The following is a 17,122-nucleotide window of genomic DNA, read 5'->3' on the forward strand; positions in this document are numbered from 1 at the left end:
GCGCATCCCCAGGGTGCCCTGGGTCTCGTTGTTGTCCCACGCCAGCACGTAGCCGCCGCGCTTCTGACCGAACGTCATCGCGAGCAGCAGGATGGCGACCGTCTTACCGGCACCGCCCTTCGGGTTGACAACTGTCACCTGCCGCAGCCCGCCGAAGTTGCGGCGCACCATCTCGATGTCGCGCTTGAGTTCCTGCTCGTGCCGGCCCGGAGAGAGCCGGAGCAGACCCATCTTGTTGACCACCGCGCGTACACCCATGGTGGCGACCGGGTCGGCGGGCCGGACCTGTCGGCGTCGGCTGAAGTCCTCGGCGGTCGGCACCGGCGTGGACTCCGGAGTCCAGCTCGCGTCCGGATATCCGGTGGCGTCCGGGTAGCCGGTGGTCGGCACCCGGGCCGCCCCCTCGGCCTCCTGGTACGGCTGACCAGGCGGGACGCCGGGTGGGCCCTGCTGCCACGGCGGCGGGTACCAACCAGGGGACGGCGGGTACGGGCCGGGCGGTGCGGCCGGCTGAGCGGCCTGCTGTGGCGGGCTGCCGAACTGCGTCAGGTCGGGCGGGGGTGGAATCGACGCCGGACTGACCTGACCAGGGATCGCCGGGGCGACCGACTGCCCGGCCGGACCGGGACCGGCCTGCGCCACGCCGGGGTGCGGCACCGGCGGGGCGGGGATCGGGGGCGTCCCGGTGCTCTCGTCGTGGGCCGATGCCCCCGCTGGGCGTTGCGGCGGGTACGCCCATGGCGACTCGTTGGCCGGCCGTGCCGCCGCACCCTCCCCGCTGCTGCCCTCAACCGGCGGCGTCGGCGCGGAGTCTGTCGGCGGCGCGGAATCCGCAGCGGTGCTCCGGCCGGTGGGCGTGCCGGCCGCAGTGGGGGTGCCGGCGGCGGTGGGCGTGCCTGCGGTGGTGGGGGTGCCGGCGGGCGTGCCGGCGGCGGTGGGGCGGTCCAGGGTGAAGGGCAGGTCCAGGTCGACGCCGCCCGGGGTACTCGTGCCCGGCGGGGCGGGGACGGCGGCCGTGCCGCGATCACCGGTCGGCACCTGTTCCCTACCGGCCGCCGTGCCCGTCGACTCGGGTCGGCTGGCGGGTGCGAAGGCCGTGGGCGGTGTGGCCGTGCCCGCAGCAGGACCGGGAACCCCGCTGGCGCCCGGACCGCCGTTGTTCGTGGGAGGGCTGTCCGCCCGCGGCGTGACGGTGGCTGGCGGACCGGGCGGCGTCGACGCGGCGGGCGGATCGGCCGGCGGCGGCCAACTCGCCTGCGCAGGCGCCCACCCCGACCCTGCGCCTGAGCCCCACGCCCCGGGCGGTGGAACGGCACCGCTGAGGGACGGATAGTCCGACGGAGACGGCGGTGGCAGGGGCGCTGCCCCCGGCTGGCCGGGAACCGGCGGCCTGCTGATCGGCGGCGCGGCCACCGGCGGTGTCACCGGCCCGGACACGACCGGCGGCGGCGCGCTCCGCTGCTCGGCGACCGCCGCCCACGGCGGAACGACCGTCCCCGCGCCCCGGTCGGTCGGATCCGGCGGCCAGAGTGGTTCGATGTCCCGCTCCGGCGCCGGCTGCTGGCCGTGCACCTGTGCCCGGTCGGCGTTCTCGTCCATTACGGCCCTCCCCAGTCCTCCTGCGAGGATAGGCGCAACCGCCCACGGAGGCCGGTCGGCGCAGCCGAGGTCAGCTCGACCAGACCGCCCAGGCCCCCGGCTCGACCCACCAGGAACGCTTCCGGGTCAGCTCGCCCTCGACACCATCGTCGAGGTACGGCACCTTCCCCTCCCGTGGCAGCACCGAAACCGCCCGGCCGCGGGCCCGCCGGACTTCGAGGCGTACCCGCTTGCGACCCAACGCCGAGCGGACGACAACCGGCACGGCGACGGCGACCTCGACCTGGCCGTCGGCCGGGTCCGGCGCGGTCAGCAGCGTCACGTCGTCGAGCGTCGCGTACCCGCCGGCGTTGCCGACCGCACAGGCCAGCAGCGGTTCGTCACCGTCGGTGAGGATGGTGTCGTCCACCTCCACCCGGGCACGCCACTGCAACGGTCGGCCGGCGTCGTCGGCGGCGCCGAGCAACGCGCCGTCCAGGGTCACCGAACCGGCGTCGTTGCGCAGCAGGTCCAGTCGGCGAGGCGTGCCGTCCAACACCGCGGCGGCCACCGCCGCCGGGTCACGGGGCAGCCCGAGCTGCGCCGCAAGGTCCCGTTGGGTGCCACCACGGGCCGGGTCGAGCGGGAGTACGGCCACCGGCGGCAGGTCGGGCAGGGTCCGGTCGCCGGGCAGATCCGCCGGACGCCGGCTCGGCGCCGGGGCGTACCGCCGCACCAGCCGGCGCAGCACGGCACGCAACTGCCCGTCGCTGGCCGTCGCGACGACCAGTCGGGTCTTGCCGTCCGGATCCGGCCAGGTCAGCCCGTCGGGGCGGGCCGGACCGTCGAGCCGGGCCAGCACCGCGTCGATCTCCGCGTCGGAGCGGGCGGTGACCGTCTCCACCCGGGCGCCTCGCATGTTCAGCGCATCGGCGCAGGCCAGCACCGGCACCCGTGGGCGCTCGGTGGCGCAGTGCTCGGCGTCACCGCCGGTCTGGCCGGTAGGGGCGGTGTCGGCCTCGGCCGCACCGCCGCAGCAGGCCCCTCCGCTGCCACAACCCCCGGGAGCGTCCCGCTCCGAACCGAGGGTGAGCAGCACCACGTCGTACACGGAAGGAGCCTCCTGCCTCTCGACGCGACCCCTGCCGGCCGCGCCGTCACTACTTGTTAACCTGACACCCCGGGCTCGCCAACCGGTCGCCACCTGGCACCCGAGCCTTCTGGAGGCGGAAAAGATGCCAGCGATCGTGCTCCTTGGCGCTCAGTGGGGCGACGAGGGCAAGGGCAAGGTTACCGACCTGCTGGGTGAGCGGGTCGACTACGTCGTGCGCTACTCCGGCGGCCCTGGCCTGGACCCCGTCGACCGACAACGTGGGCGTCACCGGGTACCGGGTCTACCGCGAGGCCGGTGGCACCGACGTGCTGGTCGGCTCGCCGACCAGCACCACCCAGGCGGTGTCCGGGCTGACCGCCTCCACGGCGTACCAGTTCTACGTGGTGGCCGTGGACGCGGCCGGCAACACCTCCGCGGCGTCCGCGCCGGTCGCGGTGACCACCGCGGCCCCGCCGGTCGGTGGGGCATGCTCGGTGGGGTACGCCACGACCGACTGGAACACCGGCTTCACCGCCAACGTGACGATCACCAACACCGGCACCACGGCGATCAACGGCTGGACTCTGCGGTTCAGCTTCGCCGGCGGGCAGACCGTCAGTCAGGGCTGGTCGGCGGCGGTCAGTCAGAGCGGCGCGGCGGTCACCGCCACGAACCTGTCCTACAACGGCACGCTCGCGCCCGGAGCGTCGGTGAGCTTCGGCTTCAACGGCGCGCACAGCGGCACCAACCCGAAACCGACGGCCTTCACAGTGAACAACGCCACCTGCACCATCGTCTGACCCCATCACCGACAGTGCTGCCTCCTGTGTCCGGAGGCAGCACTGTCGGTGATGTTGTGCGGATCTCGCCTGTCGAGCGGGATAACCGCCCGGGATTCCGGGCAAGCCAGCCGTGTGGGGGAGTTGCTGACCGTGGGGCACGGCACGGCCGACCGGGTGCGGCTGGGTGAGCTGCTGACCGCGGGCGGGGTGGCGCTGCTGGTCGACGTGCGGCGGTACCCGGCCAGCCGCACCAACCCCGACGTCCGCCGCGAGGAACTCGAACGATGGCTGCCCGAGTACGGGATCGACTACCGCTGGGAGCCGCGCCTCGGCGGACGCCGGCACGTCCCGGCCGGAGAACCCGAGCCGGATACCTGGTGGAAGGTCGAGGCGTTCCGGGCGTACGCCGCGTACACCCGCACGTCGGAATTCGACACGGCGCTGACCGAGGTGCTGGCCGACGCGGCAGGGCGGACCACAGCGGTCATGTGCAGCGAGAGCCTCTGGTGGCGCTGCCACCGCCGGCTCATCGCCGACGTCGCGGCACTCGGTCGCGGAACATCTGTGGCGCACCTCATGCCGGACGGGCGGCTCAGCCCCCACCAGCCCGCCGAAGGCGCCCACCGACTGCCCGACGGGCACCTGTGCTGGGACGGTTGAAGCGCCCGCTCACTCCACCAGGTCGTCGGCGAGCAGATCCATCAGCAGACCGTCGTGCCACCGCCCGTCCTCGCCGCGCTCGTATCGGCGCAGCACCCCCACCGGACGGAAACCCGCCTTGGCGTACGCGCGGATCGCGGCGCTGTTCGCCGCCGCCGGGTCGATGGTGAAGCGGTGATGGCCGTACTCGTCGATGAGGTGCCGGGCCAGGGTGCGGATCGCGTCCACGCCCAGACCGGCGCCGCGTACCGCCGGGTCGAGGAAGACGTCCAGGCTGGCGTGGCGGTAGTCCGGGTCGGCCTCGGCGTACCACTGGATCGCGCCGACCACCTGGCCGTCGTGCTCGATCGCGTACACGTGCAGGTCGTCGTCGCCGAGGTCGGCGCGGACGGCACCGGTCAGGTCGTCGCTGCCGCGCCACCACCGGCGCACCTCAGGGTCGGCCCGGATCGCCGCGAGGGCCTGCACGTCCGCTTCCGTCGCCGGTCGCAGGGTCACCGCCCGCCCACGCAGCATCGGCGTCAGCCCCGCACTTCGCCGTGCTCGACGCAGATCGCCGACCAGCCCACCGGCAGCACCTGGACCTTCATCCGACGCCGGCACCGGGGGCAGAACCGGGGCGGCTCCAACTGACGAGCCGTGGCGCAGGCCGGGTGGGCGGCCGTCGCCGGCTCACCGCACCTGTCGCACCACAGCCCGGTCGTCGTCATCGTCGTCACAGCGTGGCGGAGAGGGCCTTGACCGGCATCTTCAGCTCGTCCAGCAACTCCAGGTCGGCGGTCGCCGGCCGACCCAGCGTGGTCAGGTAGTTGCCGACGATGACCGCGTTGATGCCACCGAGCAGACCGTCGCGGGTGCCCAGGTCACCGAGGGTGATCTCCCGGCCGCCCGCGTACCGCAGGATGGTGCGCGGCATGGCCAGCCGGAACGCGGCGATGGCCCGCAGCGCGTCCTTGCCCTCCACCACCGGCCGGTCACCGAGCGGAGTGCCGGGGCGCGGGTTGAGGAAGTTGAGCGGCACCTCGTGCGGGTTGAGTTCGGCGAGCTGCGCGGCGAACTCGGCCCGCTGCTCGACGGTCTCGCCGAGGCCGAGGATCCCGCCGCAGCACACCTCCATGCCGGAGTCGCGGACCATCCGCAGCGTCTCCCAGCGCTCCTCCCAGGAGTGCGTGGTGACCACGTTGGGGAAGTACGACTTGCAGGTTTCCAGGTTGTGGTTGTAGCGGTGCACGCCCATGTCGACCAGGTCGTCGACCTGCTCCTTGGTGAGCATGCCCAGCGACGCGGCGACCTGGATGTCGACAGCCGCCTTGATGGCCGCGACGCCCTCGCGCATCTGCTTCATGAGCCGGGCGTCCGGACCGCGGACCGCCGCGACGATGCAGAACTCGGTCGCCCCGGTCGCGGCGGTCTGCTTCGCCGCCTCGACCAGCGACGGGATGTCCAGCCACACCGAGCGCACCGGGGAGGTGAACAGGCCGGACTGGGAACAGAAGTGGCAGTCCTCCGGGCAGCCGCCGGTCTTCAGCGAGACGATCCCCTCGACCTCGACCTCCGGGCCGCACCAGCGCATGCGCACGTCGTGAGCGAGCTGCAGGGCGGCGGGAAGGTGCTCGTCGGGCAGGTTCAACACGGCAAGGATGCCGGCCTGGTCGAGGCCGACACCGTCACCGAGGACCTGGGTCCGGGCCTGGTCGAGGATCTCTGGCATGGCTCGTACCCTACAAGGCGGCCCGATCAGCCGGAATGACCTGGCAGCCCCTATACCTGCCGGCGAGTGGGATCCGTCGGGCGTCGGCGGCGGGTGGTAATTTCGCCCGGCGGGTGTCGGGCTGACCGGCACGGACGGCGGTGAAGGGGTGACGTGGCGGACTGGCTGGCGGCGCTCGACCGCCGCGCGGATCTGCGGGCGAAGGCTGGGCTGACCCGGCGACTGCAACCGCGTCCCGCCGCCGACGGGATGACCGATCTGGCCGGTAACGACTACCTCGGCCTGGCCACCCACCCGGAGGTCACCGCCGCAGCCACGGCTGCGCTGTCGGCGTACGGGCTGGGGGCGACCGGGTCGCGCCTGGTGCGGGGTTCCACCGACGCGCACGAGGCGTTGGAGACCGAGCTGGCGCAGTGGCTGGGCACCGACCGCGCTCTCGTGTTCTCGTCCGGCTACCTGGCGAACCTGGGTGCGCTGCGGGCGCTCGTCCAACCTCGGACGCTGCTCGTCTCGGACGCCCACAACCACGCGTCCCTGATCGACGGCTGCCGGATCTCCGGTGCGGAGACGGTGGTCACCCCGCACGCCAACGTGGACGCGGTGGCCGCCGCGCTCGCCGCCGCCCCGGGGCGCCCGGCGGTGGTGGTGACCGAGTCGGTGTTCTCGGTCGACGGTGACCTCGCCCCGCTGACCCGGCTGCACGCCGTGGCCCGCCGTCACGGCGCGCTGCTGCTGGTCGACGACGCGCACGCGCTGGGCGTGACAGGTCCGGCCGGCGCCGGTGGGGTGGCGGCGGCGGAGCTAGCCGGTGAGCCGGACGTGGTGGTCACCGCCACCCTGTCCAAGGCGCTCGGCGGCGCGGGTGGCGTGGTGGCCGGCCCGGCCGAGTTCGTCCGGCACCTGGTCGAGACGGGGCGTACGTTCATCTTCGACACGGCCCTGCCCCCGGCTGTCGCCGCCGGTGTGCACGCCGCGCTGCGGCTGACCCGGGTCGGCGACGGCCTGCGCGTGGAGCTGGCCGACCGGGTGGCGTTGGCGGTCGGTCGACTGCGGTCGGCGGGGTTGACCGTCTCCGCGCCGGACGCGGCGGTGATCTCGGTGACGGCTCCCGGCCCGGACGCGGCGACCGCCTGGGCCGCCGACTGCCGTGACCAGGGTGTCGCGGTGGGTTGCTTCCGGCCGCCGTCCACCCCGGACAGCCGGTCCCGCCTGCGACTCACGGTCAGCGCCGGGGTGCCGCGGGCGGCGTTCGAGCGGGCCCTGGAGGTCATCGTGGACTGTGCGCCCGTGAGCGCGAGGAGTGAGCCGGGTTTGCGAGCCCCGCAGTCGCGAACAGCGGTGACACAGTGAGCGCGAGGAGTGAGCCAGGTTTGCGAGCCCCGCAGTCGCGAACAAAGGTTGCGCAGTGACCGGGTGGGAGGGGCCGGTTCTGGTCACCGGGACCGACACCGAGGTCGGCAAGACCGTGGTGACGGCGACGATCGCGGCCGCCGCGCAGGCTGCCGGGTTGCGGGTGGCGGTGGTCAAACCGGGTCAGACCGGTACGGCGGGTGGTGAGCCGGGCGACGTGGACGCGGTCAACCGGCTGGCCGCCCCACTGACCGGGCGGACCCTGGCCAGTTATCCCGATCCGCTGGCTCCGTTGGCTGCCGCCCGGGTCGCCGATCTGCCGCCGTTGGAGCTGTACACGGCGGTGGACGCGGTGCGTGACGAGGTCGACAAGCACGACCTGGTGTTGGTCGAGGGCGCGGGTGGGCTGCTCGTGCCGATGGGGCTGCGTCCGTCGGGTGAGCCGTGGACGATGGCCGATCTGGCGGTGTCGCTGGGCGCGCCGGCGGTGGTGGTAGCCCGTGCCGGGTTGGGCACGCTCAACCACACGGCGCTGACCCTGGAGGCGCTGGACCGGCGTGCCGTGCCGGCCGGTGTGGTGATCGGCGCCTGGCCGGCGCGGCCGGAGCTGGTGCACTGGACGAATCTCACCGATCTGGTGCCGAACCTGCTCGGCGCGGTGCCCGACGGCGCCGGCGTGATGGACCCGGGGGTGTTCCGGCGGTCCGCCCCGGGTTGGCTCACCCCGGCGCTGCACGGTGTGCTCGACGACTGGCGGGTCTGGGCCGAGGAGAGCGGCTGAACACCTGACTTTCGTCAGTGTCCGCGCAGGTCGGGCGTGGGTAGCCTGACCGCCGTGCGGATCCTCGACCCCTCGTCGCCGGGCCGGCTGGACCGGCGGCGTCGCCTGTTGTCGGACGTGCTGCTCTGGGCGGTGGTCGCCGCCCCGGTCGGGTACGCCGGCTTCAGCCCGCCCTACGCGCCGTACGCGGTGCCGCTGGTCGTCGGCAAGTTGGTGATGCTCGGCGCGGCGGTGGTGGCGAGTCGACGTCAGCCGTTGCTCGCCCCCGTGCTGGTGGTGCTGGGTTCGGTGGTCGACGGCAACTTCGCGTTCGCGATTCCGGTCTTCAGCTACCTCGCCGGGCGGCGCACCGCGTCGGTGGGGCCGGCGGCCGGTGTCTTCGTGCTGATCGTGGGCGGCGGCACGGCGCTCAACCTGGGGCTGCTCGGCACCGGTGCCGCCACCTGGTTCCTGCTCGCCTCGGTGCTGCTCTTCGCCGCCGTGTTCCCCTGGTTGGTCGGCCGGTACCGGCGTCAGCAGCAGGAGTTGGCGGACGCCGGTCGGCGGCACGTTGAGGCGTCGACCCGTGAGCAGCGCGGCGCCGCCGAACGGATCCGGCTCCGCGAGCGGGCCCGGATCGCCGGGGAGATGCACGATTCGCTCGGTCACGACCTCAGCCTGATCGCGTTGCGTGCCGCCGCCCTGGAGGTCGCTGCCGACCTCGACGACCGGCACCGGGCGGCGGCGGGGGAGTTGCGGGCCAGCGTCTCCGCCGCCACCGAGCGCCTGCACGAGATCATCGGTGTGCTCCGTGAGGAGGGGGGCGCGTCGGTGCGGCCGAGCGGGGAGACCGTCGCCGAGCTGGTCGAGGGTGCCCGGGAGGCCGGCATGGCGGTACGGATGGAGGCAGCCCCGGGGGCTGCGGAGCTACCGGCGATGACCGGTCACGCCGCCCACCGGATCGTGCGGGAGGCGTTGACCAACGCTGCCCGGTACGCGCCCGGCGCTCCGGTCGAGGTGTCGGTGACCCGCGCGGGTGACCGGGTGGAGGTGGCCGTCGTCAACGACGCCCCGCCGGCGGGGCCGTTGCCCGCTCCGCCGTCGCAGGGCAGCGGGTTGCTCGCCCTCGCCGAGCGGGTCCGTCTCGCCGGTGGAACGCTGCACGCCGGCCCCCGTACCGACGGTGGTTTCGCCGTGCGGGCGGCGTTGCCGGTCACCGGGCCGGTGGAGACCGCCGCTGGGACGGGGCTGGCGGCACCGTCCGACGCGGTGGTGGAGCCCGATCCGTCGGAGCGGCCGGTGGACGCGGAGCGGCGGCTGCACGACGCCCGCCGACGGGTGCGGCGCAGTCTGCTGGTGGCTCTGGTGGCACCGGTCGGGTTCGCCCTGGTGCTCTCGCTCGTCTACTACCCGGTGGCGACGGCGGGCACGGTGCTGGACCGGGCCACCTTCGACCAGATGCGCCTCGGTACGGCCCGGTCGGAGCTGGCCGGCCTGCCCCGCCGGCAGTTGGAACGCCCGACGACCGCCGACCGGGACGGCTGCGAGTACTACACCGACGGCAACTTCCCCCTCGCGCAGCCGACCTGGCGGCTCTGTTTCACCGACGGCCGGTTGGCCAGCAAGGAGTGGATCGCGTAGTGAACAGCGACACGGCCGGCGCGAAGCGGGTCCGGGTGGTCCTGGCCGACGACGAGGCGATGATCCGCGCCGGTGTCCGGGCCATCCTCGCCACCGATCCCGGTATCGAGGTGGTCGCCGAGGCGGGCGACGGGCACGAGGCGGTGGAACTGGTCCGCGCGCACCGACCCCGGGTCGCGTTGCTGGACATCCGGATGCCCCGGCTGGACGGTCTGGCGGCGGCCGCCGAGATCCGTCGGGTCGTGCCGGACACCGCGACGATCATGCTGACCACGTTCGGCGAGGACGACCACGTGGCGCGGGCGCTCGGGCACGGCGCGAGCGGGTTTTTGCTCAAGGCCGGCGACCCGCGTGAGTTGATCTCCGGGGTGCACGCGGTCGCGGACGGTGGCGCGTACCTGTCGCCGACCGTGGCCCGCCGGGTGATCGAGCTGGGCGCCGGGCGGTTGGCCCGCCGACCCGTGGCGCGCGACCGTACCGCCGGGTTGACCGAGCGGGAACGGGAGGTGCTGGCCCTGGTGGGGGCGGGGTTGTCCAACGCCGAGATCGCCCGCCGGCTGCACCTGGTGGAGGGCACCGTGAAGAGCTACCTGACCAGCATCTTCACCCGGTTGGACGTGCGCAACCGGGTGCAGGCGGCGATCCTCGCGTACGAGGCCGGGCTGGTCGACGGCTGAGCGAGGGCCGGGCAGCCCTCGCTCAGCCGCGGTCGTCACGCGTCGCGACGGCGCAGGGCGACCCGGCCCAGCAGGAGCGCGGCGCCCGCCCACCCGGCGAGCAGGAGCAACCCGACCAGCCGTGGGTACGGAGCCGCGTCGCCGGACATGAAGTGACCGCCGGCCACGCCGGGGAACACGTCGGCGATCCGGGTCAGCACGTCGATGTCCGGCTCCTGGAGGGACAGCGGCACGATCATCAGGGTCGCCAGGAGCACGGTGATCGTCAGGACCGCGCTCCGCAGCGCGGCGCCGAGGCCCAGCGCGAGCACGCCCACCAGCGCCAGGTAGACCGCCACCGCGGCGATGTCGCCGATCGTCTCGGCGGCCGGGGCGCTGCCCCACTCGCCGAGGACCGGCCAGGCGACCAGGGCGCCGACGCCGCCGAGCAGCAGACCGAGGGCGAAGGTGACAGCTCCGGCGACCACTGCCTTGCCCAGCAGTACGCGACCACGCGACGGGGTGCACTGCAACGTGGTCCGGATGGTGCCGCTGGTGAACTCGGAGGTGATCGCCAGCAGGCCGAGCGCCAGCACCACGTACTGGGTCATCTCGACCGAGTCGATCAGCACACTGCCGACGGTGACGACACCGGCGTTGTCGGCCGGATCGTCGTTGGTGTTGCCGTTGGCGACGTAGATGGCCAGTTGACCGGCGCCCGCTGCCGTCACCAACAGCCCGGCCAGAGCCGTCCACCAGGTGCTCCGCACCGAGGAGAGCTTGGTCCACTCGGCGGCCACGATGCCACCACGGGTACTGGTGCTCATCGCGCGCCACCTCCGGTCGGTCCGCCCGCGTACTCGACGCTGTCGGCGGTGAGTTCCATGAACGCCTCTTCCAGTGACGCGCCGTGCGGACTCAGCTCGTGCAGTCGTACCCCCAGTTCGTGGGCCAGGTCCCCGACCCGGTCCACTGTCGCGCCGGTGACGGTCAGCTCGTTGCGGTCGGCGGCCGTGACTGTCGCGCCGGTGGCGGTGAGGCGCGCGGCGAGGGCGGCCAGGCCGTCCGGGTGCGGGCTGCGGACCCGCACCGCGACCGCGCTGCCGGCGATCACCTCGTCGGTCGGCGCGTCGGCGAGCAGCCGTCCCCGACCGATCACCACGAGCTGGTCGGCGGTGAGCTGCATCTCGCTCATCAGGTGGCTGGAGACGAAGACCGTCCGTCCCTCGTCGGCCAGCGAGCGCATCAGGTGACGTACCCAGCGCACCCCGTCCGGGTCGAGGCCGTTCACCGGCTCGTCGAACATCAGCACCGGTGGGTCGCCGAGCAGCGCGCCGGCGATGCCGAGCCGCTGGCCCATGCCGAGGGAGAGGGTCCGCCCCGGCTTGCGGGCGGCCCGCGCGTCCAGGCCGACGGTGTCCAGCACCTCGTCCACCCGGCGGGTGGGGATGCCGTTGCTGCGGGCCATGGCCAGCAGGTGTGCCCGGCCGGAGCGGGTCGGGTGGATGGCCCGGGCGTCGAGCAGTGCCCCCACCTCGTGCAGCGGCCGGCGCAACTCCCGGTACGCGCGCCCCCCGACCAGGGCCTGCCCGGCGGTGGGGCGGTCCAGCCCGAGGATCATCCGCATGGTGGTGGACTTGCCGGCGCCGTTGGGGCCGAGGAACCCGGTGACCCGACCGGGCGCGATGTCGACTGTCAACGCGTCGACAGCGACTGTCGCGCCGAAGCGTTTCGTCAACCCACGTAATGTGATCATGCGTTGACGCTAGGCGAGCGACCCACTGCCGCACCGCGCCCGAACGGCACCTCCCGACCCTGACTTTCGTCATGCCCCGGCGGGCTCAGAGCACGTAGTCCTCCAGCAGCGCCGGGGTGAGCCCGGCACGGTGGATCGCCTTCAGCGCAGCGAGGAGGTCGTCCATCAGCGCCGGCCGGAAGTGCATGAGCAGCACGTCACCGGGTTGCACCACCTTCTCCGGCGTCTGGTAGCGCACCTTCCCCTCGTGGACGGTCTCGGTCCAGTGCAGGACCGCCTTCGCGCCGCAGTCGTGGGCGGCCTTCAACGTGGTGCTGTCGTGTTCGCCGAACGGTGGGCGGAACAGTGTCGCCCGCTTGCCGAACAGTGCCTCCAGCTTGTCCGCGGCCCCGCAGATCTCCCGCTTCTGGTAGTCGTACGACCGGCCGGCCAGCGAGTTGTGGGTGATGGTGTGGTTCTCGACGACCCCGCCCGCGACCTGGATCTGCCGGAAGTACTCGGGGTACTCCTCCGCCGCCGGTGAGTTCAGGAACATGGTGACCGGTATGCGCGCCCGCCAGACGAAGTCGGCCACCTCGCTCGGGCGGGCCAGGCCGCCGTCGTCGATGGTGATGAACGCGACCTTCTGGTCGGTCGGCAGGCGGTGCCAGAACGGGGCCGCGCCGGTCGTGGGCAGCGGCACCGGTTGCGGCGGCGGCGCCTCGGGGAAGGTCGGCACCTGGGACAGGTACCAGTCCAGGCTACCGGGAGCGGGCTTCGCCGTCGCGGACGGAGAGGTGGACGGCGAGGCCGACGGCGCGAACGGCGAGGCCGACGGCGCCGGCTGGTGCGCGCTGATCCGTCGGGCGTGCAGTGTCGGACCGGCTGTGCAGCCACTCAGCACCAGCAGGGCCAGAAGCGTTACGGCGGCGAGGCTCCGACGAGCAGGGGTCGCTGACACGCCCGGAAACCTACCGAAGCGATGTGAGGATCCGGTCAGGCCGGTACGACCGGCGAGCGCCGGACGACGAAGGCGTCGGGCATCCGGAAGGTGAGATTGTCCGGGCACCAGGGCGGACGCACCACCCGCACCCCGTCCAGCAGCGGCGCGGCCTCGGCCACCACCACGGCCGCCTCCATGCGGGCCAGCACGTCGCCGACGCAGCGGTGCGCGCCTGCCCCGAACGCCAGGTGCCGGCGTGACCCGCGCTGGCCCGGGCGGAACTCGTCGGGCGACTCCACGACCGCGGGGTCCCGGCCGGCGCGGCCCAACCACAGCACGAGGCTGCTGCCGGCCGGCACCACCGTCCCACCCAGGGTGCCGTCCGTCGCCGCCACCCGCCGCCAGGTGACGATGGGCGGTTCCAGCCGCAGCCCCTCCTCCACGACGTCGGCGACGGCGACCTCGCCGCTGCGCAGACCGGCCCGTACCGCCGGCTCGCCGGCCAGCCGGTGCAGCAGCAGGGTGAGGAACTGTGAGGTGGTCTCCTGCCCGGCGACCAGCAGGAAGAAGAGCGCGCCGACCACCACGTCCGGCGGGTGCCCGGCCGCGCGCAACTCGGCTGCCAGGCCGCCGCCGGTGGCAGCGAAGTCCCGCAGTACGTGGTGGAACCGGCCCACCTCGGCGGCGAGCGCCACCTGCCGGTCGGCGTCCAGCGGTGCCCAGAACAACTCCAGCGCGGCCCGGGCGAACTCCTTGACCGCGCCGACCGGGGCGTCCGGCAACGACACCAGCCGGGCCAGCACCAGCAGCGGCAGGTCGGCGGCGAGGTCCGCGTACAGGTCGACCGACTCGTCGGCGTCGAGCGCGGCGGAGAGCCGGGCGACCCGGTCCCGCACCAGCGTGGTGAGCCACTGCCGTTGCGCGGCGACCCGGGAGGGGTGCAACGCGTCCGCGACGATCGCCCGGATCTGCGGATGGCTGACGCCCGAGTTGTTGGCGAGGGTCGGCGGTAGCCGGAACCGGTGCCCGGCGAGCACCCGCAGGGCGGTCACCGGCATCGGCGTCACCGCGTCCAGCGCGTTGTCCGGCCGATAGGTGACCGGGTCGGCGAGGACCTGACGGACCAACGCGTGTCGGGTGACGACCAGGTGGGTGCCGCCGACGTGGTCCGGCACCCGGGCCACGTCCGGCCACGCGGGGTCGGCCACCTGCGCCCAGCTGCGGAACAGCACCCGGACACGCTAGCCGGGGGCCCCCGGCAGCCCGGCCCGCAGTCGCCAGACGGTGGTGCGCTTCACCCGGACGCTCTCCAACGCCTCCGGCACCGGCACGTCGTACACGGCCAGCTCGTCGAAGCGGTCCCGGGGCAGGAACGCCCGGCCGGGGTCACCGACGAGCACCGGTGCGCCGGCCCGGGTCGCGCGGAGCAGGAACCGCAGGAACCGGCGAGCCATCGCGTCGCTGTAGAACACGTCGCCGGCCAGCACCACCTCGGCGTCCCCGGCGTCGCCGTCGAGGATGTCGCCGAACTCGGCGTCGACGCGTACCCCGTTGGCCTCGGCGTTGAGGGCGACCGCCGCGACCGCCAGGTCGTCGACCTCGACGGCCCGCACGGACGCGGCTCCGGCGCGGGCGGCGGCGATGGCCACCAGGCCGGAGCCGGAGGCGAGGTCGAGCACCCGGCGGCCGGCGACCAGCTCCGGGTGGTCGGTCACGTAGCGGGCGAGCGCCTGCCCACCGGCCCAGGCGAACGCCCAGAACGGCGGCGGCCGGTCGGTGGAGAACTGGCCCTCGGTCAGCTCCCACAGCCCGATCGGCTCGTCCGCCTGGTGCAGTCGCACCTCGGGGACGAACGCGACAGGGGTGAGCCGGGCATGCAGCCGGACGAACGTGCTGGAGAGCTCGGACACGTCACCGATTGTCCCAGCGGCCCGACTCCGGGCGTGTCGCGGGGGAGTGGTGACCGGTTCACCACGGTCGGTGAAAACCCCTCCCGTCCTTACCGGCCGGTGCGAACACACCCGTCTGGTCGGCCCCTCGCGCTGCTCCTAGCGTTGCCCAGTGGAGACGACCGAACGGAGGGCGGCGGTGGTGACGGTGTGGCGGTACGCGGTGCGGGTCGGGGTGGTGCTGGCCTGTCTGAGCGGGGTGGGGCTGGCACTGGCCGCTCCGGCGCAGGCGGCGTTCACCACCGAACTGAGTGGGCTGCCGGCCCGGTTCACCGCCGGCGAGCAGGTGCGTACGGTGTCCGCCGTCGTATCCCGCACGGATCGGCGCGGAGGCTGCGTGAAGGTGCGCTGGTCGATGGTGCTGAGCGTGCAGGGCCTCCGACTCGACCAGGTCAAGATGGACCGGGTGGAGGAGGCCGGGGACTTCCCCCTGGAGATCCGGACCGAGGGCGACGTGGCCCGGCTGACCGACCGGCAGCTCGACCCGGGCACCCTCTGCCCGGGCCGCACGGTCACCGCCCGCTACCGGGTGGCCTTCGCCGAGGACGTCACCCAGGGACGGGTCACCCTCGCCGCCGAGGCGTACGACGCCAACTCGCGCCTGCTGGCCCGGCAGACCGCCACCCGTTCGGTGGTGGCCGCGGGTGGCACCCCGACCAGCAAGCCGACGCCGAGCGTCACCCCGCCGGAGCCCACCGACCCGCCGAGCGAGCCGGCCGAGGAGGAGACCACGTCCGGGGAGGAACCGGCCGCCGACTACCCGGCCGACGCCGCACCGCCGGCCGCCGGCCGCCCGGTGTCGCAATCCGGCGGGTTCGGTGCGGTGCAGGCCGCCTTCCTGCTCGGCGCGCTGCTGCTCTTCCTCGGCATGGGGTTGCTGCTGCGGCTGCGGCAGCTGACCCGGGCTTCGGGCGACGGTGCCGGCGAGGCCGACGGCCCGCCGGTGGACCGGCGGTGGGAACGCCCCACCGTCGACAGGTGGCGACCGGCCCGCCGCTGAACGAGGACCGTGGGGGCCGGCGGCAGCCGGCCCCCACTGTGTCACTTCGAGAACGCCTGGAACTCGGCGATCCTGACCTGGGCACGGGCCGGGCTGGCGGTCGCGCAGTCCGTCGTCGTGGCCGGGTCGGCGTCCTGCTCGCCCGCGTACTGCGGACCGCCGGTGCACTGGCTGGCCAGCACCTCCAGCCGCAGGTGCGTGGCGAGGGTGGTGGGCACCGCGAACGTCCGCAGGTTGATGTCCCGGACGTACGCCCGGTACGCCCCGCCGGGGAACGCGTCGTCGGCGCTGGTGTAGATGCGCTTCCACCGCGCCGGGTCCGCGCAGTCGGTGGTCGTCGCGTCGCAGGCGGACACTGCGAACGAGCGCAGCGCGCTGAGCGCGTTCTGGCTGCCGGTGTCGGCGTCGCCGGTGATCGCCGGGCGCAGCATCGCGCTGACGCTCACCCGCTTGACCGTCTGCGGGCCGTCGCCCGGCAACGCCACGGTGAGCTGCCGGCCGGCCACCCCGTCCAGCGAAGCCCAGTTCGTCGCCTCGGTGTCGTCGCCGATCCGGTCCAGGTTGACCCCGTCACCGGTGATCGTCGCCCCGGACGCGGTGGACGCCAGGTTGCGGCTCATCCGCAGGTCGACGTAGCCCTGCTTGCCGGCCGTGGCGACCACGCTGAGCCGCTGGTGCCCGAAGCCGGGGGCGACGGCGAGCAGGTCGTACGTGCCGGCCACCATGTCCACGGTGTCCGGGATCGGCGTGGCCGGGTCGGTGTCCGCGATCGGCGTGGCCCGAGCCTCGTACGCCCCGACGTACACCCGGATCGGCGCGTCGGCGCTGTCCCCGCGCGGGCGCAGGGTGAGCGTCGCGTTGCCGCCGCGCGGTGAGGCGAAGCTCGGCGTCGGGTCGGTGTCGCCGGCGCCGTTGGTGGCGGCGTCCCGGCCCATTCCGGAGCGGGCGAACTCGGCCCAGATCAGGTCCTGGTTGGCGCCGCCGAAGCGGAGCAGGTCGGCGGTGAGCATGTTGTCCCGCATGTCGAGCATGCTGACCTGGCTGGCGGCCTGGAGCAGGAACGAGTCGAAGACCAACTGCGACCAGCGCCGGTTGCCCGGGCACTGGTCGGCGGCGACCTTCCCCTGTGCGCAGTCGAGCTGACGCTGCGGGGTGCCGAGGCCGTACCGGCGCGAGCCTGGGCACAGTGGACATCGACGTCCGGCACCGCCACGTAGACCGACCAGTCGTCGTCCGCCGGCCGAGGTGCGGTGTCGGCGCGACC

At 73.9% G+C, this 17,122-nt stretch carries 17 protein-coding genes and 2 pseudogenes; 8 read left to right on the plus strand and 11 right to left on the minus strand.

What is annotated here, in order from left to right; all coding sequences use genetic code 11:
- Positions 1 to 1,599, minus strand: a pseudogene (locus ACWCO3_RS17675) (chromosome partitioning protein); the annotation flags it as partial.
- A 70-nt stretch (positions 1,600 to 1,669) separates the two neighbouring features.
- Positions 1,670 to 2,689, minus strand: a complete 1,020-nt coding sequence (locus ACWCO3_RS17680) for a diacylglycerol kinase family protein (RefSeq protein WP_145778198.1) — start codon at positions 2,687 to 2,689, stop codon at positions 1,670 to 1,672.
- Between the two features lie 124 nt (positions 2,690 to 2,813).
- Between ACWCO3_RS17680 and ACWCO3_RS17685 the strand changes: the two are divergent.
- The 3 genes and pseudogenes from ACWCO3_RS17685 to ACWCO3_RS17695 all read left to right on the plus strand — a co-directional run.
- Positions 2,814 to 2,921, plus strand: a pseudogene (locus ACWCO3_RS17685) (adenylosuccinate synthetase); the annotation flags it as partial.
- A 28-nt stretch (positions 2,922 to 2,949) separates the two neighbouring features.
- Positions 2,950 to 3,471 carry a cellulose binding domain-containing protein gene (locus tag ACWCO3_RS17690; RefSeq protein ID WP_450010954.1) on the plus strand — a complete coding sequence of 174 codons (522 nt, stop codon included), beginning with the start codon at positions 2,950 to 2,952 and terminating at the stop codon, positions 3,469 to 3,471.
- 114 nt (positions 3,472 to 3,585) lie between these two features.
- Complete coding sequence (locus ACWCO3_RS17695) at positions 3,586 to 4,113, plus strand: DUF488 domain-containing protein (protein ID WP_450010939.1); 528 nt, start codon at positions 3,586 to 3,588, stop codon at positions 4,111 to 4,113.
- 9 nt (positions 4,114 to 4,122) lie between these two features.
- Here ACWCO3_RS17695 and ACWCO3_RS17700 read toward each other — a convergent pair whose 3' ends face one another.
- Genes ACWCO3_RS17700 through bioB form a run of 3 tightly spaced genes read right to left on the minus strand, consistent with a single transcriptional unit; the run spans position 4,123 to position 5,824 of the window.
- Positions 4,123 to 4,629, minus strand: coding sequence for a GNAT family N-acetyltransferase (locus tag ACWCO3_RS17700; protein ID WP_145784825.1), 507 nt, complete (start codon positions 4,627 to 4,629; stop codon positions 4,123 to 4,125).
- Positions 4,630 to 4,634: 5 nt separating this feature from the next.
- Positions 4,635 to 4,823, minus strand: a complete 189-nt coding sequence (gene bsaP / locus ACWCO3_RS17705; RefSeq protein WP_145784824.1) for a biotin synthase auxiliary protein BsaP — start codon at positions 4,821 to 4,823, stop codon at positions 4,635 to 4,637.
- A gap of 5 nt (positions 4,824 to 4,828) precedes the next feature.
- A complete protein-coding gene (gene bioB / locus ACWCO3_RS17710; RefSeq protein ID WP_124819840.1) occupies positions 4,829 to 5,824 on the minus strand; it encodes a biotin synthase BioB in 996 nt (331 codons plus the stop codon).
- A 153-nt stretch (positions 5,825 to 5,977) separates the two neighbouring features.
- Between bioB and ACWCO3_RS17715 the strand changes: the two genes are divergently transcribed.
- The 4 genes from ACWCO3_RS17715 to ACWCO3_RS17730 are packed head-to-tail and all read left to right on the plus strand — an operon-like array spanning position 5,978 to position 10,252.
- Entirely contained in the window at positions 5,978 to 7,174 is a 1,197-nt protein-coding gene (locus ACWCO3_RS17715) for an 8-amino-7-oxononanoate synthase (protein WP_450010942.1), read from the plus strand.
- 55 nt (positions 7,175 to 7,229) lie between these two features.
- The gene (bioD, locus tag ACWCO3_RS17720) at positions 7,230 to 7,955 is read left to right on the plus strand and encodes a dethiobiotin synthase (RefSeq protein ID WP_450010944.1); all 726 of its coding nucleotides are present in this window, start codon (positions 7,230 to 7,232) and stop codon (positions 7,953 to 7,955) included.
- Positions 7,956 to 8,009: 54 nt separating this feature from the next.
- The gene (locus tag ACWCO3_RS17725) at positions 8,010 to 9,575 is read left to right on the plus strand and encodes a sensor histidine kinase (RefSeq protein WP_450010946.1); all 1,566 of its coding nucleotides are present in this window, start codon (positions 8,010 to 8,012) and stop codon (positions 9,573 to 9,575) included.
- Positions 9,575 to 10,252: a response regulator gene (locus ACWCO3_RS17730; RefSeq protein ID WP_145784820.1), complete on the plus strand. Its 678-nt coding sequence runs from the start codon at positions 9,575 to 9,577 to the stop codon at positions 10,250 to 10,252. Before ACWCO3_RS17725 ends, ACWCO3_RS17730 begins: the two co-directional genes overlap by 1 nt.
- A 35-nt stretch (positions 10,253 to 10,287) precedes the next feature.
- On the opposite strand, the gene ACWCO3_RS17735 is transcribed toward ACWCO3_RS17730, so the two are convergent.
- The 5 genes from ACWCO3_RS17735 to ACWCO3_RS17755 all read right to left on the minus strand — a co-directional run bounded on the left by ACWCO3_RS17735 (position 10,288) and on the right by ACWCO3_RS17755 (position 14,819).
- Positions 10,288 to 11,058 carry an ABC transporter permease subunit gene (locus ACWCO3_RS17735; protein ID WP_357934132.1) on the minus strand — a complete coding sequence of 257 codons (771 nt, stop codon included), beginning with the start codon at positions 11,056 to 11,058 and terminating at the stop codon, positions 10,288 to 10,290.
- Complete coding sequence (locus ACWCO3_RS17740) at positions 11,055 to 11,987, minus strand: ABC transporter ATP-binding protein (RefSeq protein ID WP_358162797.1); 933 nt, start codon at positions 11,985 to 11,987, stop codon at positions 11,055 to 11,057. Before ACWCO3_RS17740 ends, ACWCO3_RS17735 begins: the two co-directional genes overlap by 4 nt.
- Positions 11,988 to 12,072: 85 nt before the next feature.
- On the minus strand, positions 12,073 to 12,927 hold the full coding sequence (locus ACWCO3_RS17745) for a polysaccharide deacetylase family protein (protein WP_244311832.1): 855 nt from the start codon (positions 12,925 to 12,927) through the stop codon (positions 12,073 to 12,075).
- 35 nt (positions 12,928 to 12,962) lie between these two features.
- On the minus strand, positions 12,963 to 14,141 hold the full coding sequence (locus tag ACWCO3_RS17750) for a cytochrome P450 (protein ID WP_450010949.1): 1,179 nt from the start codon (positions 14,139 to 14,141) through the stop codon (positions 12,963 to 12,965).
- A 9-nt stretch (positions 14,142 to 14,150) separates the two neighbouring features.
- The gene (locus ACWCO3_RS17755) at positions 14,151 to 14,819 is read right to left on the minus strand and encodes a class I SAM-dependent methyltransferase (RefSeq protein WP_358162801.1); all 669 of its coding nucleotides are present in this window, start codon (positions 14,817 to 14,819) and stop codon (positions 14,151 to 14,153) included.
- Positions 14,820 to 14,970: 151 nt separating this feature from the next.
- On the opposite strand from ACWCO3_RS17755, the gene ACWCO3_RS17760 reads away from it, so the two are divergent.
- Positions 14,971 to 15,858 (plus strand): hypothetical protein, encoded by an 888-nt coding sequence (locus ACWCO3_RS17760; RefSeq protein ID WP_358162803.1) that lies wholly within the window; start codon positions 14,971 to 14,973, stop codon positions 15,856 to 15,858.
- A 41-nt stretch (positions 15,859 to 15,899) separates the two neighbouring features.
- Here the strand turns inward: ACWCO3_RS17760 and ACWCO3_RS17765 are convergent.
- Positions 15,900 to 17,122, minus strand: a 1,223-nt coding sequence (locus ACWCO3_RS17765; RefSeq protein WP_450010952.1) for a M36 family metallopeptidase, incomplete at its 5' end; no start/stop codon positions are given.

This window comes from Micromonospora sp. NPDC002411 (genome assembly GCF_053592955.1).